Annotated in this window: 21 protein-coding genes; 17 read left to right on the forward strand and 4 right to left on the reverse strand. The window is 63.4% G+C overall.

Annotated elements, in window-relative coordinates:
* Positions 1–28: 28 nt before the first annotated feature.
* The 4 genes from NT26_RS07775 to NT26_RS07790 all read left to right on the forward strand — a co-directional run bounded on the left by NT26_RS07775 (position 29) and on the right by NT26_RS07790 (position 3,213).
* A complete protein-coding gene (locus NT26_RS07775; RefSeq protein WP_052638241.1) occupies positions 29–277 on the forward strand; it encodes a GlsB/YeaQ/YmgE family stress response membrane protein in 249 nt (82 codons plus the stop codon).
* Between the two features lie 34 nt (positions 278–311).
* Positions 312–1,286, forward strand: a complete 975-nt coding sequence (gene lipA, locus NT26_RS07780; protein WP_052638242.1) for a lipoyl synthase — start codon at positions 312–314, stop codon at positions 1,284–1,286.
* Between the two features lie 76 nt (positions 1,287–1,362).
* Positions 1,363–1,806 carry a type II toxin-antitoxin system RatA family toxin gene (locus NT26_RS07785; RefSeq protein ID WP_052638243.1) on the forward strand — a complete coding sequence of 148 codons (444 nt, stop codon included), beginning with the start codon at positions 1,363–1,365 and terminating at the stop codon, positions 1,804–1,806.
* Between the two features lie 84 nt (positions 1,807–1,890).
* Positions 1,891–3,213 (forward strand): cation:proton antiporter, encoded by a 1,323-nt coding sequence (locus tag NT26_RS07790; RefSeq protein WP_052638244.1) that lies wholly within the window; start codon positions 1,891–1,893, stop codon positions 3,211–3,213.
* A 61-nt stretch (positions 3,214–3,274) separates the two neighbouring features.
* On the opposite strand, the gene NT26_RS07795 is transcribed toward NT26_RS07790, so the two are convergent.
* Positions 3,275–3,778, reverse strand: a complete 504-nt coding sequence (locus tag NT26_RS07795) for a CinA family protein (protein ID WP_052638245.1) — start codon at positions 3,776–3,778, stop codon at positions 3,275–3,277.
* On the reverse strand, positions 3,775–4,956 hold the full coding sequence (locus NT26_RS07800) for a bifunctional 2-C-methyl-D-erythritol 4-phosphate cytidylyltransferase/2-C-methyl-D-erythritol 2,4-cyclodiphosphate synthase (protein WP_052638246.1): 1,182 nt from the start codon (positions 4,954–4,956) through the stop codon (positions 3,775–3,777). Before NT26_RS07800 ends, NT26_RS07795 begins: the two co-directional genes overlap by 4 nt.
* Positions 4,957–5,132: 176 nt before the next feature.
* Here NT26_RS07800 and dusB point away from each other — a divergent pair, with 176 nt between their 5' ends.
* From dusB to NT26_RS07850, 10 genes are all read left to right on the forward strand, one after another.
* A complete protein-coding gene (gene dusB, locus NT26_RS07805; RefSeq protein WP_082077656.1) occupies positions 5,133–6,131 on the forward strand; it encodes a tRNA dihydrouridine synthase DusB in 999 nt (332 codons plus the stop codon).
* Entirely contained in the window at positions 6,128–7,276 is a 1,149-nt protein-coding gene (locus tag NT26_RS07810; protein WP_052638248.1) for a two-component system sensor histidine kinase NtrB, read from the forward strand. The genes dusB and NT26_RS07810 overlap by 4 nt, the downstream gene beginning before the upstream one ends.
* Positions 7,273–8,724, forward strand: coding sequence for a nitrogen regulation protein NR(I) (ntrC, locus tag NT26_RS07815; protein WP_052638249.1), 1,452 nt, complete (start codon positions 7,273–7,275; stop codon positions 8,722–8,724). Before NT26_RS07810 ends, ntrC begins: the two co-directional genes overlap by 4 nt.
* Positions 8,725–8,887: 163 nt before the next feature.
* Complete coding sequence (locus NT26_RS07820) at positions 8,888–11,158, forward strand: sensor histidine kinase NtrY-like (protein WP_052638250.1); 2,271 nt, start codon at positions 8,888–8,890, stop codon at positions 11,156–11,158.
* On the forward strand, positions 11,148–12,512 hold the full coding sequence (gene ntrX, locus NT26_RS07825; protein WP_052638251.1) for a nitrogen assimilation response regulator NtrX: 1,365 nt from the start codon (positions 11,148–11,150) through the stop codon (positions 12,510–12,512). Before NT26_RS07820 ends, ntrX begins: the two co-directional genes overlap by 11 nt.
* Before the next feature lie 35 nt (positions 12,513–12,547).
* On the forward strand, positions 12,548–13,924 hold the full coding sequence (trkA, locus tag NT26_RS07830) for a Trk system potassium transporter TrkA (protein WP_052638252.1): 1,377 nt from the start codon (positions 12,548–12,550) through the stop codon (positions 13,922–13,924).
* Between the two features lie 23 nt (positions 13,925–13,947).
* On the forward strand, positions 13,948–14,811 hold the full coding sequence (locus tag NT26_RS07835; protein ID WP_052638253.1) for a D-amino-acid transaminase: 864 nt from the start codon (positions 13,948–13,950) through the stop codon (positions 14,809–14,811).
* 110 nt (positions 14,812–14,921) lie between these two features.
* Entirely contained in the window at positions 14,922–15,164 is a 243-nt protein-coding gene (gene hfq, locus NT26_RS07840; RefSeq protein ID WP_037155370.1) for an RNA chaperone Hfq, read from the forward strand.
* Between the two features lie 44 nt (positions 15,165–15,208).
* On the forward strand, positions 15,209–16,579 hold the full coding sequence (gene hflX, locus NT26_RS07845) for a GTPase HflX (protein WP_425287729.1): 1,371 nt from the start codon (positions 15,209–15,211) through the stop codon (positions 16,577–16,579).
* Positions 16,580–16,651: 72 nt separating this feature from the next.
* On the forward strand, positions 16,652–17,239 hold the full coding sequence (locus tag NT26_RS07850; protein WP_052638254.1) for a YdeI/OmpD-associated family protein: 588 nt from the start codon (positions 16,652–16,654) through the stop codon (positions 17,237–17,239).
* A 24-nt stretch (positions 17,240–17,263) separates the two neighbouring features.
* On the opposite strand, the gene mazG is transcribed toward NT26_RS07850, so the two are convergent.
* Positions 17,264–18,088, reverse strand: a complete 825-nt coding sequence (gene mazG, locus NT26_RS07855; protein WP_052638255.1) for a nucleoside triphosphate pyrophosphohydrolase — start codon at positions 18,086–18,088, stop codon at positions 17,264–17,266.
* A 22-nt stretch (positions 18,089–18,110) separates the two neighbouring features.
* A complete protein-coding gene (locus tag NT26_RS07860) occupies positions 18,111–18,689 on the reverse strand; it encodes a deaminase (RefSeq protein WP_052638256.1) in 579 nt (192 codons plus the stop codon).
* Between the two features lie 194 nt (positions 18,690–18,883).
* Here NT26_RS07860 and cysG point away from each other — a divergent pair, with 194 nt between their 5' ends.
* The 3 genes from cysG to NT26_RS07875 are packed head-to-tail and all read left to right on the forward strand — an operon-like array spanning position 18,884 to position 22,309.
* Positions 18,884–20,320: a siroheme synthase CysG gene (cysG, locus tag NT26_RS07865; protein WP_052638257.1), complete on the forward strand. Its 1,437-nt coding sequence runs from the start codon at positions 18,884–18,886 to the stop codon at positions 20,318–20,320.
* Complete coding sequence (locus NT26_RS07870; RefSeq protein WP_052638258.1) at positions 20,317–20,631, forward strand: DUF2849 domain-containing protein; 315 nt, start codon at positions 20,317–20,319, stop codon at positions 20,629–20,631. Before cysG ends, NT26_RS07870 begins: the two co-directional genes overlap by 4 nt.
* Positions 20,632–20,638: 7 nt before the next feature.
* Complete coding sequence (locus NT26_RS07875) at positions 20,639–22,309, forward strand: nitrite/sulfite reductase (protein WP_052638259.1); 1,671 nt, start codon at positions 20,639–20,641, stop codon at positions 22,307–22,309.
* Positions 22,310–22,311 lie beyond the last annotated feature (2 nt).

Genomic DNA, 22,311 nt, shown 5'->3' on the forward strand with positions numbered 1-22,311 from the left:
ATGTGAAGTCTCGATCGGAGGAACTGCAATGGAAGGCGTGGGCTGGTTTGGGGCCATTATCATCGGCGGGCTGGCAGGCTGGCTTGCCGGCAAGTTCATGGACCTGCGCTATGGCCTGTTTATGAACATCTTCATCGGCATCGTTGGTGCCATCGGCGCCAACGCCGTCTTCGAAGGCGCCGACATCCATGTCGCAGACGGATGGCTGGGTTTCCTGGTGACAGGTTTCATCGGCTCCTGCGTTCTGTTATTCCTCGCAAAAATCGCCCGTCGGTGACGGGAGCCGCTGACGCGGCAAAGGCAGGTAAGTGATGGTAACCATTCTCGACAGGACCGCTGCGGAAGATCTCAAGCGCGTCCGCCATCCGGAAAAGGCGCATCGTCCGGACACTGAAGTCTTGCGCAAGCCGGAATGGATCCGGGTCAAGGCGCCTGTTTCCAAGGGCTATGCCGAAACCCGCTCGATCGTGAAGGAAAACAAGCTCGTCACCGTCTGCGAGGAGGCCGGCTGCCCGAACATCGGCGAGTGCTGGGACAAGAAGCACGCTACCTTCATGATCATGGGCGAAATCTGTACCCGCGCCTGTGCCTTCTGCAACGTGACGACGGGCCGCCCCAATGCGCTCGACCTGGACGAGCCGGAGAATGTCGCCAAGGCCGTGCGCCAGATGGGTCTCTCCCACGTCGTCATCACCTCCGTTGATCGCGACGACCTCGACGACGGCGGCGCCGAGCACTTCGAGAAGGTGATCTGGGCGATTCGCGCGGCATCGCCGCTGACCACGATCGAGATCCTGACGCCGGACTTCCTCAAGAAGCCAGGCGCGCTGGAACGCGTCGTCGCCGCCAAGCCGGACGTCTTCAACCACAACCTGGAAACGGTGCCGGGTAATTACCTGACGGTTCGCCCCGGCGCCCGCTATTTCCACTCGGTCCGCCTGTTGCAGCGGGTGAAGGAACTCGATCCGACGATGTTCACCAAGTCCGGCATCATGGTCGGACTCGGCGAGGAGCGGAACGAGGTACTGCAACTGATGGATGACCTGCGAACCGCAGACGTCGACTTCCTCACCATCGGTCAGTATCTGCAGCCCACCCGCAAGCACCACAAGGTCGAGCGCTTCGTCACCCCGGAAGAATTCAAGTCCTACGAGACCATCGCCTATACCAAGGGCTTCTTGATGGTCTCGTCCAGTCCGCTGACCCGCTCTTCCCATCACGCCGGCGACGACTTTGCCCGTCTCAAGGCGGCCCGCGAGCGGAAGCTTCTGGCCGCCGCGGAATAGCTGCCGCGTCATCATGGCCGGGACGGCTCCCGTCCCGGCTCTTGCCATCCCCTGCTCCCGGCATTAGCTCTCCACCATGCCCAAGTTCGAGACTCATCGCCCCGTCAAGCATTCGCCCAAGCAGATGTATGATCTGGTGGCCGATGTGGAGAAATACCCGGAATTCCTTCCGCTTTGCGAGGCGCTGACGGTCCGGTCCCGCAAGGAGCGCGATGGCAAGACGCTGCTGATTGCCGACATGACTGTCGGCTACAAGGCGATACGCGAGACCTTCACGACGCAGGTCCTCCTCAACCCTGAAGAACTGGCGATCGACGTGAAGTACATTGAGGGCCCGTTTCGCTACCTGGACAACCGCTGGCGGTTTGAACCGGCCGGCGAGGGATGCAAGGTGCACTTCTTCATCGACTATGAATTCAAGAGCCGGATCTTGGGCGCCGTGATGGGCTCGATGTTCGACCGTGCCTTCCGCATGTTCGCTGAAGCCTTCGAGGCGAGGGCGGACCGGGTGTACGGCTGAATCGAAGACATCCGGCGGCACACTCAAATCTGGAGCAGCGCTGGAACTTCTGGATCAAAAACGGCTCACGCCCGTTGAGGGGCGATGCTAGATCTCAGCGACTGGTCACCTGATCCCTATATCCTGGTTCTGACGGGACTGGGCTTCCTCATAGCGCTCGTTGCCTGGTTGCCTCTGGCGCTCAAGCGCCTCCCTTTGTCATTGCCGATCGTCTGCATTGCCTTGGGTGCAGCATTGTTTCTGAGCCCGGCGGTCTCCGATGAGCCACTGCCTCTGACCTATCCCGAATTTACGGAGCGCTTTACCGAATTCGTGGTGATCATCGCACTGATGGGCGCCGGCCTGAAGCTCGACCGCGTTTTCAGTTGGCGGCGATGGAGCGTGACCTGGCGTCTGCTGGCGATCACGATGCCCATGAGCATTGCCGCCATCACGGTTCTGGGGGTGTGGGGGCTCGGCCTGCCATGGGCAATGGCCTTGCTTCTCGGTGCGAGTCTGGCGCCGACCGATCCAGTTCTGGCCGCCGACGTGCAGGTCGGCCCTCCAAAGACCGGGGAGGAAGATGAGGTGCGGTTCGGCCTCACATCAGAGGCGGGGCTGAACGACGGCCTGGCCTTCCCGTTCGTGAACCTTGCAATCGCGCTCAGTGTCTACGCTGCCAAAGGTGAACCATGGCTGGAGAAGTGGATACTTCACAGCGTTCTTTGGGAGGTTGGTGCCGGCATCGTCGGCGGCTGGTTGGTCGGCCGCATCTTCGGCTGGCTCACCTTCAGAGTCCCCGCTGATACCAAGCTCGCCCAGACGGGAGACGGCCTGATTGCAATCGCCGCGACCTTCGTCTCCTATGGCCTCACCGAAATCATCGAGTGCTATGGCTTCCTCGCCGTCTTCGTGACCGCCCTCACGCTTCGCCATGCACATCGCGAGCACGACTTTCATCGGGAGATGCACGACGTCACGGAGCAGGTCGAGCGCCTGGCGATGATGATCCTGCTGTTGCTTTTTGGTGGTGCATTGGTGACCGGCCTGCTTGCGCCGCTTCGCTTCGCTGATATCGTCGCGGCAGTTCTCATCCTGATCGTCATAAGGCCACTGGGCGGGTTGATCGGCCTCATCGGGCTGGACGCCGCCTGGAGAGAAAAACTGACCATCTCCTTCTTCGGCATCCGTGGCGTCGGTTCGTTCTATTACCTTGCCTATGGCCTCAACCATATGCCCGTTGAAGGCGGTGAGCGTCTCTGGGCCATCGTGGGCCTGGTGGTGCTGCTGTCCGTCCTCCTGCACGGCTTGACGGTGACCCCGGTCATGCGGCTGCTTGACCGTAGCCGAGGGAGGGATCCCGATGCCACGGGCGTGCCTCCGCCCGGTTTGCAGGGGCCTGCTTCGGAGGCAATCTCAGAAAACTAGCTTGATGATCGCCGAGGGAGGCGAAGACTGCGGCAGTGGCCAACATTGGATGTGTTCGCCATCACTTGGTTTCGGCCGCCTCCAGCAACATCTCCAGTGCCGTCCGCACCGTCGCGAGCCTGACCTCGCTGCGGCCGATCGACCCGTAGCGCATTTCCCGGTGGATCAGGATGCCGGCTCGCGTCTGGGCGGCAAGATGCACGAGACCCACCGGCTTTTCAGTTGACCCACCGGTCGGGCCTGCAATCCCCGTGACGGCAACCGCCGCGCTGGCGCGGGACCGGTAGAGGGCACCGTGCGCCATTTGCAGCGCGACTTCGCGCGAAACCGCGCCGTAGGCCGCAAGGCTTCTCTCCGAGACGCCAAGCAGGTCCACCTTTGCCTCGTTCGTATAGGTTACGAAGCCGCGGTCGACGACGGCAGACGACCCGGAAATCTCCGTTAGGGCGCCGGCAATCAACCCGCCGGTGCAGGATTCGGCCGTGGACAGCATCTGCTGGTGTTCGCGGTAAAGAGCGATGACTTGGCTCGCCGCCCGTCCGATATCCGCGGGGAAGAGACTCATGACCCGCGTCCGGAATACACGACTGTTGCCGTCGCGATGGCGGCGATGCCCTCGCGTCGACCGACAAAGCCGATCTGCTCGTTCGTGGTGGCCTTGACCGAACAGCGCTCGAGGTCGATCCGGAGGATATCGGCCATCGTCTCGCGCATTGCCTGCCGGTGGGGGCCGATCTTCGGCGCTTCGGCAATCAGCGAGACGTCCGCATTCAAGATGGTGCCGCCATTCTCGCGAACGATCTCCGCGGCGCGCGCCAGGAAGATTTTCGACGGCGCACCCTTCCACTGGGGGTCCGAGGGCGGGAAATGATCGCCGATGTCACCGGCGCCGCAGGTCGCCAGCAGCGCATCGGTCAGCGCATGGAGTCCGACATCGGCATCCGAATGTCCCTTCAGCCTCTGGTCGTGTGGGATGAACACGCCACACAGCGTGACCCCGTCTCCCGGCTCCAACTGGTGCACGTCATAGCCGTTGCCGGTCCGCACGTCCGGAAGTGCCGCCGCCGAAAGTCTCTCGTCCGCCATAATGATGTCCCGCCTTACTGTCAGTTTCACGTTTTCCGGAGAGCCTTCCACGATGGCAACCGGAACCCCAGCCCACTCGGCGATGGAACAGTCGTCCGTGAAGTCGCTACGCTGGGCAGCTGCCCTCTCATGTGCCGCAAGAATTGTCGCCAACCTGAAGCTCTGCGGGGTCTGGGCCGCATAAAGCCCCTCCCGCGAAATGGTCTCGACTACGCGCCCCTCCGTGACCCGCTTGAGCGTATCCGTGACCGGAAGGGCAGGCAGCACGGCGTCGTCGCCCGCCTCCAGCCGGGCAGCGATGCGATCAAGCAGCGCCCGGTCGACGAAGGGACGGGCGCCGTCATGGATCATCACATGCGTCGCCTCCAGCGCCGCGACCGCCTGCAGGCCGGCAAGGACCGACTGCTGGCGCGTCGCGCCTCCCGTGACCGTCGTCACGCGTTCCATGGCGAGGCCGCTGACGGCCGCCTCGAACAGGAGCTTGTCATCCGGATGGATGACGACGACGATCGGTCCGGCCTTCGACCAATCGAGGAAGGCCTTCAGCGTGTGCGCGATCACGGCGCTGCCGCCGATCCTGCGATACTGCTTCGGTCCCTCTGCAGATCCTGCCCGTTCCCCACGTCCGGCTGCGACAATGACGATCCCGATATTCATGATGAGGGCGGCTCACGCTCAACTGACACATTCGATTGACAGGGGATGACTATAGACTCACAAGGCGTTTTGCCAGCCGCCCGCCCCGTTCTTCTTTCCACACGATTGCTCTTGTGGAAGGCGAAGAGAGTGGCTAAAAATGATGCAGTAATACTGCGTGCCCGAAAGATTGTCATTTGCCTGTTCCGCATCTTGCCACTCCCCTCAGCATCGGACCGGTCACCATCAGGAACCGGGTGGTTCTGGCGCCAATGTCCGGGGTGACCGACCTGCCGTTTCGCGAGATTGCCTGGCGATGGGGCGCCGGACTGGTCGTCACCGAGATGATCGCCAGCCGCGAGCTTGCCATGTCCCGCGGTGAATCCTGGGCCCGCCTGAAGCGCGCCGGACTTGGTCCGCACATGGTCCAGCTCGCCGGCCGCGAGCCGCACTGGATGGCCGAGGCCGCCCGTATCGCGGCCGACAACGGGGCGGACATCATCGACATCAACATGGGCTGTCCCGCCAAGAAGGTAACCGGCGGCCTTTCCGGCTCGGCGCTGATGCGTGATCCCGTGCTGGCCCTTTCGCTGATCGAGGCGACGGTGAAGGCGGTGGATGTGCCGGTCACCCTGAAGATGCGTCTCGGGTGGGACGGGAACTCGATCAACGCGCCGCAGATCGCCCGTCAGGCGGAGGAGGCCGGCGTCAGGCTTGTCACGATACACGGTCGAACCCGCATGCAGTTCTACGAGGGAAGGGCGGACTGGAACGCCATTCGCGCGGTGCGCGAGGCGATCTCCGTGCCGCTCATCGCCAATGGCGACGTTCAATCTCCCGCGGATGCGCGCGAGATCCTCGCCGCCTCCGGTGCCGATGCCGTCATGATGGGCCGTGGCGCCCAGGGAAGGCCTTGGCATGTCGGAGCAATCGCCGACCACCCGCCTCCCTCTCGCGAGCAGCAGAGGGAGATTGTCGCCGAACACTACGAGGCGATGCTTGCCTTCTACGGACGGGAAGCCGGGCTGCGGCACGCCCGCAAGCACCTTGGCTGGTACATCGATCGGTTGGCGCCGTCGCTTCCCGTCGAGGACAAGGCCGCGATCTTCCGATCCACCGATCCAGAGGATGTCATGCAGAAGATGATGCAGGCGCTGCAGGTCCAGGCAGAGCCGACCGCGAGGGAGGCCGCATGAACAAGCCCCAGCCGCCGTCGGGGGACAATGCGCTGGCGCTCGCCGTCCTCAATTCCGTTCAGAACCCGGTGATCCTCGTGGATCCTGCCGGGCACGTCGCCTTCGCGAACTGGGAGGCCGAATCCTTCTTCGGAGCCAGTGCCGCGCAACTCGCCCGCCATGACATCGCGACGCTCATTCCGTTCGGCAGCCCGCTCCTGGCGTTGATCGACCAGGTTCGGGAGCGCAGGGCGCCTGTCAACGAGTACCGGGTCGATCTGTCGTCGCCGCGGCTCGGTCAGGAAAAACTGGTGGACCTTTATGTGGCTCCGGTCGTCAGCGAGCCCGGTTCTGTCGTCGTCGTGTTCCAGGAACGCTCCATGGCCGACAAGATCGACAGGCAGCTGACCCATCGCGCCGCGGCCCGTTCGGTGACCGGCCTCGCCTCGATGTTGGCGCACGAGATCAAGAATCCGCTCTCGGGCATCCGTGGGGCAGCACAATTGCTCGAAACCTCGGTCGAAAGCGAGGATCGGGCGCTGACCAGGCTGATCTGTGACGAGACGGACCGCATCGTGTCGCTCGTCGACCGCATGGAGGTCTTTTCCGATGAGCGGCCGGTGGACCGGCAGCCCCTCAACATCCATTCGGTTCTCGACCACGTGAAGGCGATTGCCCGGGCGGGCTTCGGCCGTCACATCAGGTTTTCGGAGAACTACGATCCCTCGCTGCCGCCGGTCCACGCCAATCGCGACCAGCTGGTGCAGGTCTTCCTCAACCTGGTGAAGAACGCCGCCGAGGCCATCGGCGACCAGGCCGACGGCGAGATCATGCTCACCACGGCCTACCGTCCCGGCATCCGCCTTTCCGTCGCCGGGTCTCGGGAGAAGATCTCCCTGCCGCTGGAATTCTGCGTGATCGACAATGGCCCTGGCGTCCCGGCCGACCTGCTGCCGGACCTCTTCGACCCTTTCATCACCACAAAAACCAACGGCTCCGGCCTTGGTCTGGCGCTGGTGGCCAAGATCATCGGCGCCCATGGCGGCATCGTCGAGTGCGACAGCCAGGCTCGCCGGACCGTGTTCCGTGTCCTGATGCCGATGCACAAGGAGGAGAGTGCGCTGGAGCAAGATGCTGCCCATAGAATGACAGGAAAAGCCCAATGACTGCCACCATCCTTGTCGCCGATGACGACGCGGCCATCCGCACCGTACTCAACCAGGCGCTGACGCGTGCGGGCTACGACGTCCGCATCACCTCCAATGCCGCGACCCTCTGGCGCTGGGTCTCGGCGGGCGAGGGGGATCTCGTGGTGACGGACGTGGTCATGCCGGACGAGAATGCTTTCGACCTGCTGCCGCGCATCAAGAAGGCGCGTCCCGACCTGCCGGTGCTGGTCATGAGCGCCCAGAACACCTTCATGACGGCCATCAAGGCGTCGGAGAAGGGGGCATACGACTATCTGCCCAAGCCCTTCGACCTCACCGAACTGATCGCCATCATCGGCCGCGCATTGGCCGAGCCGAAGAAGAAGCCTGCCCGTCTGGAGGATGACACGCAGGATGGCATGCCGCTGGTCGGACGTTCCGCCGCCATGCAGGAGATCTACCGGGTCCTTGCCCGCCTCATGCAGACGGATCTGACGCTGATGATCACCGGCGAATCAGGCACCGGCAAGGAACTCGTCGCCCGGGCTCTGCATGACTACGGCAAGCGCCGCAACGGCCCCTTCGTGGCGATCAACATGGCCGCCATCCCGCGTGACCTGATCGAGTCCGAACTCTTCGGTCATGAGAAGGGCGCCTTCACCGGCGCGCAGGCGCGCTCGACCGGTCGCTTCGAGCAGGCCGAGGGCGGCACGCTCTTCCTCGACGAAATCGGTGACATGCCGATGGACGCGCAGACGCGTCTCCTGCGCGTCCTGCAGCAGGGCGAGTACACGACCGTCGGCGGCCGCACCCCGATCCGCACCGATGTCCGCATCGTCGCCGCCACCAACAAAGACCTGAAGCAACTCATCAATCAGGGCCTCTTCCGCGAAGATCTGTATTACCGCCTGAACGTCGTCCCGCTGCGCCTGCCGCCCTTGCGTGACCGGGCGGAGGACATTCCCGACCTGGTTCGCCACTTCATGCAGATGGGCGAAAAGGAAGGGCTGGACGTCAAGCGCTTCGATAGCGAGGCGCTCGATGCGATGAAGGCCTATGCCTGGCCCGGCAACGTTCGCGAACTTGAAAACCTGATGCGCCGGCTGATGGCGCTCTACCCGCAGGACGTCATCACCCGCGAGATCATCGACGCCGAATTGCGCTCGGACACGCCCGACAGCCCGATGGAAAAGCTCGGACCGCGCGGCGAGGCGCTGTCGATCTCTCAGGCTGTGGAGGAGAACATGCGCTCCTATTTCGCCAGCTTCGGTGACAGCCTGCCGCCGCCTGGCCTCTACGAGCGCGTACTGCGGGAGATGGAATACCCGCTGATCCTCGCGGCTTTGACCGCCACCCGCGGCAACCAGATAAAGGCAGCCGATCTGCTCGGGCTCAACCGGAACACCTTGCGCAAGAAGATCAGGGAGCTTGGCGTCTCCGTCTATCGCAGCGCGCGCAGTGCATGAACCCTGATTGACTCTCCACGGGTTTCCGTTGCACTTTCGCCACATTGCGTTGCTTATTGGCAACGAATCTCGCTGATGCGGGCATTGCGCTCGCGGGTAGACAGGAAGTCGGGTGCGGCGCTGACGGCAGCGAACTGATCTCGCACGCGCAAGGAGTTTAGCAATGGTCGAGGGCGTCTTTTCGCCCGCGGAAGAAGCCGGATCGGATCTTGATGCCCAGGACCGTCGCGCATCCTTCGCATTGCCGGGCCTCCTGCTTGCCGGCGGGGCGCTTCTCTGCGCTATCCTGACGCTCTTCGTCCTGCTCGGCCTTACGCCGATCGCCCCCACCACGCCGGTGGTCATCGCCTCCGCCGTTCTCAACGGCATCTTCGTTGTCGGCCTTCTCTATCTCATTGGTCGGGAGCTCAGCCGGCTCCTGAGAGCGCGCAACCGGGGACGGGCGGCCGCCCGTCTTCACATCCGTGTCGTTGCGCTTTTCTCGATCGTGGCGATCACGCCTGCGGTGCTTGTGGCACTGTTCGCGAGCATCACGCTGAGCGCGGGCCTCGACCGCTGGTTCTCCATCCGCACGCAATCTATTGTCCGGTCCTCCACCGAGGTGGCGCAGGCCTACATGATGGAGAATGCGAGCTACCTGCAGGGTCAGACGGTTTCGATGGCCAATGACCTCGAGCGCAATCGCGCCACCTTCTATCTGGACCGCACCGGCTTCGTCGACCTGATGACCCGCCAGGCACGCGGCAGGGGGCTCCTGGGCGCCTTCCTCGTTCGGGAGGACGGGGCGGCGATCGCCCAGGCCGACATCTCGACGGAGCGCCCGCTCCCGGCCATACCCAAGGATGCTTTGGAAAAGGCGGCCGCAGGGCAGCCGACGCTGATCCCGCCGGGCGTCACCAATCTCGTCGGCGCCATCATCAAGCTGGATGCGTTTCCGGGGACATTCCTCTACACCATTCGCGCCGTTGATCCGAAGGTCATGGCCGCGATGCGCCTGATGGAGGACAATACGGCCGAATACCAGGCCATGGAGGCCGGCCGGGCATCGCTGCAGTTCGCGTTTGCGATCGTCTATCTCGGATTCGCATTGATCGTCCTCCTGGCGGCCATATGGACAGCCATCGCCGTTGCCGACCGGATCGTTCGTCCCATCCGGCTTCTGATCAGCGCAGCCGACAGCGTCGCCACGGGAGACTTGAACGTGGTCGTTCCGGTACGGGCGGCCGATGGCGATGTCGGCAGCCTGTCGCGCACCTTCAACAAGATGATTTCCGAGATTCGCAGCCAGCGCGACGAGATCCTCGAGGCCAAGGATGAGGTGGACGATCGCCGGCGGTTCATCGAGGCGGTTCTCTCGGGCGTGACCGCTGCCGTCATTGGCGTCGAGGACGACCGGCGGATCACCATCGTCAATCCGTCCGCTGAGGCGTTCCTGGGTCTGTCGGCCGAGCGGTTGATCGGGCGCAATCTCTCCGAAGTCGTGCCGGAGATCGACAGCGTCCTTTCGGAGGCTGCCTCCCGCGCCCGTAACGACTTCCGCAAGCAGGTCAACCTGATGCGGGGCGGCAAGGAGCGGACGCTGAGCGTCCAGGTGACGCGGGAAGAGCAGAGCACCTCTCGCGATTCCTATGTCATTACGCTCGACGACATCACCGACCTCGTCATCGCCCAGCGGTCGACCGCCTGGGCAGATGTGGCGCGTCGGATCGCGCACGAGATCAAGAATCCGCTGACGCCGATCCAGCTTTCGGCCGAGCGCTTGAAGCGCCGCTACGGCAAGCAGATCGCCGACGATGACCGGGCGGTCTTCGACCAGTGCACGGACACGATCGTGCGCCAGGTGGGGGATATCGGACGCATGGTGGACGAATTTTCCTCCTTTGCTCGGATGCCGAAGCCGGCGAAGGAGCAGACGGATCTGCGCGACATTCTGCGCGATGCGGTCTTCCTGAGGGAAATGGGTACCACCCACGTGGAGTTTCTGCGGGAACTGGGCGACGAGCCCCTGGTCGGAATGTTCGACGCGCGCATGCTCGGCCAGGCCTTCGGCAACCTCGTCAAGAATGCGGTGGAAGCCATTGAGGCCGTGCCGGGCGATCAGGAGCGCGAAGGGCGGAAGGTCTGGGTCAGGGCGAACTACGAACCGGCCCGCGATACTTTCGTTGTCGACATCATCGACAACGGCAGCGGGCTTCCGGCGGAGAACCGGCACCAGATTCTGGAGCCGTACATGACGATGCGCGAAAAGGGCACGGGACTTGGCCTGGCCATCGTCAAGAAGATCATCGAGGAGCATGGGGGGCAGATTGAACTGCATGATGCGCCCCCTGAGTTCGATCATGGCCGCGGTGCCATGATCAGGGTCCTGCTGCCGCACATGGTAGCGGGCGGGACCGGAACTGAAACTGATAGGGAACTCGCATATGGCGTCTGATATTCTGGTCGTGGACGACGAGGTGGACATCCGCGAGATCGTTTCCGGAATCCTTTCCGACGAGGGTCACGAGACCCGGACGGCGCATGACAGCGACAGCGCGCTGGCCGCCATCTCCGATCGTGTGCCACGGCTCGTCTTTCTCGACATCTGGATGCAGGGCTCCAAGCTCGACGGCCTCGCCCTGCTCGACGAGATCAAGAACCGGCATCCTGACCTGCCCGTCGTGATGATTTCCGGTCACGGCAACATCGAGACCGCCGTGTCGGCGATCAAGCGCGGCGCCTTCGATTTCATCGAAAAGCCGTTCAAGGCAGACCGGCTGATCCTGATCGCCGAGCGGGCGCTGGAGAACTCGAAGCTGAAGCGCGAGGTCAGCGAGCTAAAGCGGCGGACCGGTGACGCCGTGGAACTCGTCGGCACCTCCGTTGCGGTGTCCCAGCTTCGCCAGACCATCGACAAGGTCGCGCCGACCAACAGCCGCATCATGATTCTCGGCCCGTCCGGCTCCGGAAAGGAACTGGTCGCCCGGATGATCCACCGCAAGTCGTCCCGCGCCAACGGTCCGTTCGTTGCCCTGAATGCGGCGACAATTACGCCAGACCGGATGGAGATCGCTCTCTTCGGCACCGAGGGCGGCCCTGGCCAGCAGCGCAAGATCGGCGCCTTGGAGGAGGCACATCGTGGCATCCTTTATCTCGACGAAGTAGGCGAGATGCCGCGCGAGACGCAGAATAAGATCCTCCGTGTCCTCGTCGACCAGCAGTTTGAGCGGGTCGGAGGTTCGAAGCGGGTCAAGGTGGACGTACGGATCATCTCATCGACCGCTTACAATCTGGAGAGCTTGATCGCCGAGAGCATCTTCCGCGAGGATCTTTACCACAGGCTCGCCGTCGTGCCGGTGAAGGTCCCGGCGCTGGCCGAGCGGCGCGAGGACATCCCCTTTCTGGTCGACATGTTCATGCGCCAGATTTCTGAACAGGCCGGCATTCGCACTCGCCGGATCGGCGAAGACGCTATGGCGGTGCTGCAGGCCCATGACTGGCCCGGCAATATCCGTCAGCTCCGCAACAATATCGAGCGGCTGATGATCTTGGCGCGAGGTGACAGCCCCGACAGCGTGATCTCGGCCGACATGCTGCCGACCGACCTCGGCGACATGCTCCCGAAGATTTCCTCCCAGGGCGATCACCACATCATGACCTTGCCGCTCCGCGAGGCCCGTGAAATGTTCGAACGCGATTACCTGATCGCGCAGATCAACCGCTTCGGCGGCAACATTTCGCGGACGGCGGAATTCGTCGGCATGGAACGGTCGGCCCTGCATCGCAAGCTCAAGTCCCTCGGCGTCTAGGCCAGTCTCGGGCCTGCAGCCATGAAAGAAACCCCATGAAAGTTATTATTTGCGGAGCGGGGCAGGTCGGATACGGCATTGCCGAGCGCCTGTCCCAGGAAGACAACGACGTCTCCGTCATCGACACGTCCGCCTCGCTGGTGAACGCGATCACCGAGACGCTGGATGTGCGGGGCTATGTCGGGCACGGGGCGCATCCCGACATTTTGGCCAAGGCCGGCGCCGAACAGGCGGACATGATCATCGCCGTGACGCTTTACGACGAGGTCAATATCGTCGCCTGCGAGGTGGCCCAGGCTCTGTTCAGCGTCCCCACCAAGATTGCCCGAATCCGCGCCCAGAGCTATCTGGCACCGGAATATTCGGATCTCTTCAGCCGCCAGAACATGTCGATCGATGTGACCATCTCGCCGGAGATCGAGGTCGGCAAGATGGTGCTGCGGCGCATTTCCTTCCCAGGCGCGACGGACATCGTCCGGTTTGCAGAGGACACGATTGCCATGCTGGCAATCGAGTGCATGGAGGATTGCCCCGTCCTCAACACGCCGCTCCAGCAGTTGAGCCAGCTCTTCCCCGACCTGATGGCGACCGTTGTCGGCATCTACCGCAATGGCAGGCTGGCCGTCAGCCGGTCGGCGGACCAACTGGAAGCGGGAGATCTCGCCTATGTCATCTGCCAGCGTGACCACGTGCGTCGTACGCTGGGTCTCTTCGGGCATGAGGAACAGGAAGCGCGCCGCATCATCATCGCCGGCGGGGGCAACATCGGCCACTATGTCGCACGCACCATCGAACAACTCCAGCCGAGAACCAGGCTGAAGATCATCGAGACCGATCGCGAGCGCGCCGCCGCCATTTCCGAGCAATTGCGCAACGCGGTCGTCCTGCATGGCTCAGCCCTCGACCAGAACATCCTGCAGCAGGCGGATGTCCAGGACGCGGACCTCTTCGTCAGCCTGACCAACAGCGATCAGATCAACATCCTCGGGGCGGTGATGGCCAAGTCGCTCGGTTGCAAGTCGAACCTCGTGCTGATCAACAGCTCCTCGCTGAACAAGGTCACGCAGTCCCTCGGCATCGACGCGCAGATCAACCCGCGCGCCGTCACCATTTCCCGTGTGCTCCAGCATGTTCGCAAGGGACGCATCCGCTCCGTCTACGCCGTGCAACAGGGCTCGGCGGAGGTAATCGAGGCCGAGGCACTCGAGACGTCACCGCTGGTCGGCAAGCCTTTCCGCGAACTGGACCTGCCCGATGGCATCCGCATAGGCGCGATCTATCGCGGCGGTACCGTCATCCGCCCAAGCGGTGACACGAAGATCAAGGCGCATGATCGCGTCGTGCTGTTCTCCACCGCGGCGGCGGTCAAGAATGTCGAGCAGATGTTCCGCGTCTCCATTCAATATTTCTGAGCATCGATCGGATCGGCTAGCCCATGTCCAGAATTGCCTATGTCAACGGCCGCTACCTTCCCCACTCCGACGCTGCCATCCACATCGAGGATCGCGGTTTCCAGTTCGCAGATGGTGTCTACGAGGTCTGCGAGGTTCGCGACGGACTGATCATCGACCTGACCCGGCATCTCGACCGGCTCGACCGGTCTCTCCGCGAACTGCGTATGGCAAGTCCGATGGCGCGTGAGCCGCTGAAGCTCGTCATCAGGGAAGTCCTCCGCCGCAACCGGGTCAGGAACGGTCTCTTCTACCTGCAGGTCACGCGCGGGGTCGCCCGTCGCGACCATTATTTCCCGGCCGCCGGCACTTCCCCGACGCTGACCATCACCGCAAAATCCGTCGATCCGCAGCCGGCCCGGGCGCGCTACGAGACGGGCATCAAGGTGATTACCGTGCCGGAGAACCGCTGGGACCGCGTCGACATCAAGACGGTCGGCCTTCTTCCCAATGTCCTGGTCAAGCAGCAGGCTAAGGATGCCGGCGCCCAGGACGCCATTTTCGTCGATGCCGCGGGCAAGGTCACCGAGGCGGCCTCCTCGAATGTCTGGATCGTCAGCGCCGACGGCGTGCTGGTGACCCGCCCGGCCGAGCACGGGATCCTGCGCGGCGTCACCCGCACGACAGTCCTCGAGGTGGCCGCCAGCCTCTCGGTCCCCGTCGAGGAGCGTGAGTTCACGGTCGAGGAGATGCTCGCGGCGCGCGAAGTCTTCCTCACCTCGGCGACGGGCTCGTGTGTGCCGGTAGTTGCCGTCGACGGACGGACCATCGCCAACGGTCATCCGGGCAGCGTCGCCGCCGCCCTGCGTGGTGCCTTTTTGCACATTGCGGAAAAGACGCCGATTTGATAACGAGGATTTCATTGGGGGATGGAAGCACGAGGGCGCTTCCCGTATTTCTCTGAAATGTGATCAGATCATCCCGGCAGGATGCCGGCAAAAAAGAAAGAAGCGGCGCTATGGCGGAACGTTCTCAGAACTTGCAGGACCTGTTTCTTAATACTGTCCGTAAGCAAAAGATTTCTTTGACGATTTTTCTTATCAACGGTGTGAAGCTGACCGGCGTTGTCACCTCCTTCGACAATTTCTGCGTTCTCCTGCGCCGTGACGGCCATTCGCAACTCGTGTATAAGCACGCGATCTCTACCATCATGCCCGGCCAGCCGATGCAGATGTTCGAGAGCGAAGAAAACGCGGCCTGACAGGACAGTAGCTGATTAAACATCGCGACACCTCGAATGAATCGATGATCCCGGAGACCGACCGTCGCCGGGACGACATGCGCGCCGTGGTGCTCGTGCCGGTGCTGAAGAACGCCCGCGCCTCCCGTGCAGCACAGCCTGAGGCTGCACCCGCACCCCAGCGGTCGGAGGAGGCACGCCTTGAGGAGGCCATCGGCCTTGCCCGGGCGATCGACCTCGAAGTCGTGCAGGGCCTGATCGTGCAGGTCTCCCAGCCCCGCCCGGCCACTCTTATGGGAACGGGCAAGATCGGCGAGATCAAGGCGCTGCTCGACCAGCACGACGCCGGCCTCGTCATCGTCGACCATCCGCTGACGCCGGTACAGCAGCGCAATCTCGAAAAGGAATGGAACGCCAAGGTCATCGACCGGACCGGTCTGATCCTGGAAATCTTCGGCCGCCGCGCCTCCACCAAGGAGGGCACGCTGCAGGTCGATCTCGCCCATCTGAATTACCAGAAGGGTCGCCTTGTCCGCAGCTGGACCCACCTTGAGCGGCAGCGCGGTGGCGCAGGCTTCATGGGTGGTCCCGGTGAAACGCAGATCGAGGCCGACCGGCGGCTGCTCCAGGAGCGCATCGTCAAGCTCGAACGCGAACTGGAGCAGGTGGTGCGGACCCGCCAGCTTCACCGCGCAAAGCGCCGAAAGGTGCCGCATCCGATCGTTGCCCTCGTCGGCTACACGAACGCCGGCAAGTCGACCCTCTTCAACCGCATCACCGGTGCCGGTGTTCTCGCCGAGGACATGCTGTTCGCCACGCTCGATCCGACGCTGCGCCGCATGAAGCTGCCGCACGGACGTACCGTCATCCTGTCCGATACCGTCGGCTTCATTTCGGATCTGCCGACCCACCTTGTTGCAGCCTTCCGCGCCACGCTCGAAGAGGTGCTCGAAGCCGACCTCATCCTGCATGTCCGCGACATGTCCGATCCTGACAACGCCGCGCAATCTGCAGACGTCATGCGCATCTTGTCCGATCTCGGGATCGACGAGAAGGAGCGGGAGGCGCGGATCATCGAGGTCTGGAACAAGATCGACCGCCTCGATCCCGAGGCCCATGATGCGATGGCGGAACGGGCAAGCGGCCGCGACAACATCATGGCCGTGTCGGCGATCACCGGCGAGGGCGTCGATGCGCTGCTGGCAGAGATCGCCCGCCGGCTGTCCGGCGTGCTGACCGAAACCACGGTCGCGATACCGGCAGACAAGCTGGCGCTCGTCTCCTGGGTCTACGAGAACGCGATCGTCGACGAGCGCCGAGACCAGGAGGACGGTTCGGTCGAACTTGACGTGCGGCTCTCCGAAAGCCAAGCGGCAGCGCTCGAGCGCCGGCTTGGCAACGGCCCGAGACCCGAGAAGGAAGACTGGGAGCGGTGATCCGCGGCGGTGTCGCCCATGCCTTCGGTTGAAGCGTTCTGAAAAACATTATTCATGGGTGGGAGGAGCACCATGGGCGATGACGAGCGGAAGATCGATGCCTTCTTCTCCGATCAGGAGCGTTGGCACGAGGAACTCCTCGCCCTGAGAAAGATCCTCCTGGACTGCGGGCTAGTCGAAACGTTCAAATGGAGCTCCCCCTGCTACACCGTCGACGACGGCAATGTCGCGCTGCTGTGGGGTTTCAAGGATGCGGCCACGCTCGGCTTCTTCAAGGGCGTCCTCCTGAAGGACCCTGAGAAAATCCTCATCGCACCCGGAGAAAATTCCCGGTCCTCGCGCATCCTCCGCTTCACCGACACCGCGCAGATTGCCGGCCAGGAGAAGACGATCAGGGCGTTTGTTTCCGAGGCGATGGAACTGGAGCGCGCGGCTGCCAAGGTCGACATGCCGAAGGATGATCTCGATTATCCAGAGGAACTCGTCTCCGCCCTTGAGGAGGATCCTGAACTGCAAGCTGCCTTTGAAGGCCTGACGCCCGGCCGCCGGCGCGGCTATGTCCTCCATTTCTCGCAGGCCAAGCAGTCGCAGACGCGTCGCGCACGCATCGACAAGCATCGCAGCCGAATCCTGGCGGGCAAAGGGATGCACGACCGGTAGAGCTGGTTCGCAGTCGTCTTCCGGCTACCGCTCTCCCGACTTCGCCGCCTGCCAGAGCTCCTCCATCCGCTCCAGCGGCGCCGCTTCTAGCGTCTCGCCTGATTTCTGAAGTTCTGTCTCGATGTGCCTGAACCGACTCCGGAACTTCGTGTTCGTGCCGCGTAGCGCATCCTCCGGGTCGGCGTCGACGTGGCGGCCGATGTTGACCAGGGCGAAGATGAGGTCGCCGAGTTCGTCCTTCACCTTGTCCTTCTGTCCGCCGCGGAGCGCCTCGCGCAATTCGCCGATCTCCTCCTCGATCTTGTCGAGGATCGGCTCGGCCTCCGACCAGTCGAAGCCGACCTTCGCCGCCCGCTGCTGCAGCTTCAGTGCTTCCGTCAGCGCCGGCTGGCTTCGCTGCACGCTGCCGAGATAACCGGCCTTGAAGTCTTCCTCGATCCCGCGCCGTGCCCGCCGCTCGGCGCGCTCGCGCTTTTCCTCCGCCTTTATCTCGTCCCACTGGACTTTGACGGCGTCTGGCGTATCGACGTCCGAGATCGCGAAGACATGCGGGTGGCGGCGGATCATCTTGCGGGTCACAGCATGGACGACGTCGCCGAAGGAGAACTCACCGGCCTCCTCGGCCATCTGTGCGTGGTAGACGACCTGCAGCAGGAGGTCGCCCAACTCCTCGCACAGGTCGTCGAGGTCCTTACGCTCGATGGCGTCGGCCACCTCGTATGCCTCCTCGATCGTATAGGGCTTGATCGTCTCGAAGGTCTGCACGATGTCCCAGGGGCAGCCGCTTTGCGGATCGCGCAGCGCCTTCATGATTTCGATCAGGCGAGAGATGTCGCGTGAAGCTTCCATGGGGTTTCTTCCTGAGCGGGACTTAGCGGAGTGGGATCGCGTTGCCGGACTTGCCGGCCTGATAGGTGCCGGAGAGCCGGTCATAGGCGGCGCGGATCTTTCGCGACTGATCAAGCAGGGCCGTGCGCCTCGGCTCATCCTCCACCGCAACGAGGTCCGCTATCGCATGGGAATGCCAGAAGGCGTTCTGCCGCCGGTAGCCGCCTGGTGGAAGGCCGAAGACTTCGTTCAGGATCTTCAGGTCATGCGGAATGGCAAAGGCGTCGCGCGAATCCTCGTGGCTGAAGAAATAGTAGAAATTGTCGAAGCCCGCCCAGGTGATCGCCGACATGCACATGGTGCAGGGTTCATGGGTGGAGAGGAAGATCAGGTCCTTGGCGTGAGGCTTTTCGCCCAGTTCGTAGAAGCGCTTCAGCGCATGCACTTCGCCGTGCCAGAGCGGGTTCTCCATCTCGTTGTTGGTCTCGGCGAGCACCAGCGACAGGTCCGACTTGCGAAGGATCGCCGCGCCGAACACCTTGTTGCCGGCCGCCACGCCGGCCTCCGTCAGCGGCAGGATGTCATTCTCAATGACGTTGAGGAGGCGGGCAACAAGGGACATGGCTTCTTCCTTAGGGACGGGCCGCCGGACGGATGCGGAATCACCGCCGGCGCCTGCGGGTATCGGTGGCTTTTACTCAAGATGGCAGGCGAGCGAGAACAGAAATGTTCGCACGCCACGCAACTCGCATATCGGTTTCTTCTGTCCCAGGGTGCGATGGGTGATATTGTGAAGCCAAGCTCGAAAAGGTCGTCATGTCCATCACACGTCTGACAACAATCCCGACATTCTTCCGCGTCAGCGGTAGGACCGTTGCTGTCTTCGGCAACGGCGACGAGGCGTTCGCCAAGGTCCGGCTGCTGCGCAATACGGATGCAAACATCGTCGCCTATGCCGAGGATCCGGAACCCGATTACCGGGACTATCTCGCAGCAAACAAGCTTGACGTCATTGCCACTTCCTTCGCGGCTGACCAGGTGGACGGTGCCGCTCTCGTCTTCGCCGCCACCGGCGACGAACAGCAGGATCAGGCCATTGTCACGGCTGCCCGCGCTGCGAGGATTCCCTCCAATGCCGTCGACCAGCCGGAGTTCTGCGACTTCCTGACGCCCGCCCTCGTCAACCGTGCGCCGGTTGCCGTCGCGATCGGGACAGAAGGAGCAGGTCCGGTGCTGGCGCAGATGATCCGCGCCCGCGTCGACCAGATGCTTTCGCCGTCGCTCGGCCGGCTCGCTTCCCTTGCCGTTGACTACCGGGATTCCGTCGAACGGTTGATCCCCAAGGGGGTATCGCGTCGCATCTTCTGGCGCCGCTTCTTCACCGGCGCTATCGCTGACAGTGTTGATGCAGGTGACGTCTCCGGCGCCCGCCGCTCTGCCAATGCCCTGCTTTCCGCCTCGGGCCGGGCCGAAGGCCATGTCTGGCTCGTGGGTGCCGGCCCCGGTGCCGAAGATCTGCTCACGCTGCGCGCCCAGCGCGTGCTGATGGAGGCCGATGTGATCGTCTATGACGCTCTCGTCCCACAAGCAATCGTCGACATGGGCCGCCGTGATGCGGAGCGCCTGTCCGTTGGGAAGCGCAAGAACTGTCATTCCAAGTCCCAAGGCGAGATCAATCGTCTGCTGGTGCGGCTGGGGCAGGATGGCAAGCGCGTGGTGCGCCTCAAGTCGGGTGATCCGCTGGTCTACGGCCGGGCAGGGGAGGAGATGGCTGCTCTCCGCGAGGCCGGCATCTCCTACGAGATCGTGCCGGGAATCACCTCCGCCTTTGCCGCTGCCGCCGACTTCGATCTGCCGCTGACGCTGCGTGGTGTCGCCTCGTCGCTCATCTTTACGACCGGCCACGACCTCACCGGCGACGTACTGCCAGACTGGGCAAGGCTCGCTGTGTCCGGCGCCACCATCGCCGTCTACATGGGCCGCACGGTTGCCGCCTCCGTCGCCGGCCGGCTGATGGAAGCCGGCCTGTCGCCGGACACGACCGTGGCCGTGGTGGAGAATGCCAGCCGCGCCGATCGCCGTCTTTTCCACGGGGTCCTGAAGGAACTTCCGGATCTCGAGGCGAGGGACGATCTCGCCGGTCCGGTCATGGTCATTATCGGCGAAGCTGTCGCCGGTGCGAATTTTCAAAGATCCGAGCCCCTGTCCGCATGGACTGCGACGGCTCGCGCCAGGATGGGAAGTGAAGCATGACGGACAAGGTCCTCACCGCAAACAGGCTGACGGACGGCATCGCCGTATGGCTGGATGCGAATGGCCATTGGGTGGAAAACCTGCAGGACGCCCTGGTCGCCCGCCATGCCGAGGCCGTCGCCTCGCTGGAAGCGATCGGCAAGCGGGACTTCGCCGCCAACCGCGTCGTCGACGTCAATGTCATTGACGTGCAGGAAGTCGATGGCAAGCTCTGGCCGATCCGGCTTCGCGAGCGCATCCGGGCTGCCGGCCCCACCATGGAATACGCCGCGGGCTACCGCCCGGCCGATGCGGCCTTCATCGCAGTCTGAGGATATCATGTACCGTTACGACGAATTCGACCACGCCTTCGTCAAGGGCCGCGTCGAGCAGTTCCGCGACCAGGTCAACCGCCGCCTCTCCGGGGAGCTGACGGAGGACGCGTTCAAGCCTCTGCGCCTGATGAACGGCGTCTACCTGCAGCTGCATGCCTACATGCTGCGGATTGCCATTCCCTATGGCACACTCAATGCGAGGCAGATGCGCATGCTGGCGCATGTGGCGCGCACGTATGACCGGGGCTACGGGCACTTCACCACGCGGCAGAACCTCCAGTTCAACTGGCCGAAGCTGTCGGACACGCCGGCCATTCTCGACGAGCTGGCCACGGTCGAGATGCATGCGCTGCAGACCTCCGGCAACTGCATCCGCAACGTCACTGCAGACCACTTTGCCGGCGCCGCCGCCGACGAGGTGGCCGATCCGCGGCCCTATGCCGAGATCCTGCGCCAGTGGTCTTCGGTGCACCCGGAATTCTCCTACCTGCCGCGCAAGTTCAAGATCGCCGTCACCGGCGCGGAACGCGACCGGGCGGCGATCCAGGTCCATGACATCGGCCTGCACCTGAAGAAGAACGACAAGGGCGAACTGGGTTTTGCCGTCTATGTCGGCGGCGGGCAGGGGCGTACGCCGCTGGTGGCCAAGAAGATCCGCGACTTCCTGCCGGAAGAGGATCTGTTGACCTACACCACCGCGATCGTGCGCGTGTACAACCTCTTCGGCCGGCGCGACAACAAGTTCAAGGCGCGCATCAAGATCCTGGTCCACGAAATCGGCGTGGAGGAGATGACGCGGCGCGTGGAGGAGGAGTTCTCGCACCTGAAGGGCACCGAGCTGACCCTGCCGCAGGCCGATATTGACGCCATCACCCGCTACTTCGCGCCTCCCTCCCTGCCGGAGCGGCCGGAGGGGTGGGGGCAGATCGCCGGCTGGAAGAAGCAGGATCCGGATTTCGCGCGCTGGGTGGACCAGAACGTCGAGCCGCACAAGCATCCCGATTACGGCATGGTGACGATTTCGCTCAAGCCCATCGGCGGTATCCCCGGGGATGCCAGCCACGAGCAGATGGATGCGATCGCCGACATTGCCGAGGAATATGCCTTCGACGAGATCCGCATCAGCCACGAGCAGAACGTCATCCTGCCGCATGTGGCGTTGGCGGATCTCGAGCCGGTCTACCGCGCCCTCGTCGCCCAGGGACTGGCGACGGCCAATGCCGGGCTGATCACCGACATCATCGCCTGTCCGGGGCTCGACTACTGCGCGCTGGCGAACGCCCGGTCGATCCCGGTGGCGCAGGAGATTTCGACCCGCTTCGGATCACCGGACCGGCAGGCGGAGATCGGCGAGCTGAAGATCAAGATCTCCGGCTGCATCAACGCCTGCGGTCATCACCATGTGGGCCATATCGGGCTTTTGGGTGTGGAGAAGAAGGGCGCCGAGCTCTACCAGATCACGCTCGGCGGTTCGGGCGACGAGAACACCTCGATCGGCGAGATCATCGGCCGCGGCTTCGAGCCGGCCAAGGTGACCGATGCGGTGGAGACCATCGTCGACACCTATCTCGGGCTTCGCCTGTCGAAGGAGGAGACCTTCCTAAAAGCCTATCGCCGCGTCGGGCCGCAGCCGTTCAAGGATGCGCTCTACGGTTCGACGGCGGAAGCGGCTTGAAG

This window comes from Pseudorhizobium banfieldiae (assembly GCF_000967425.1).
Lineage (GTDB): Bacteria > Pseudomonadota > Alphaproteobacteria > Rhizobiales > Rhizobiaceae > Neorhizobium > Neorhizobium banfieldiae.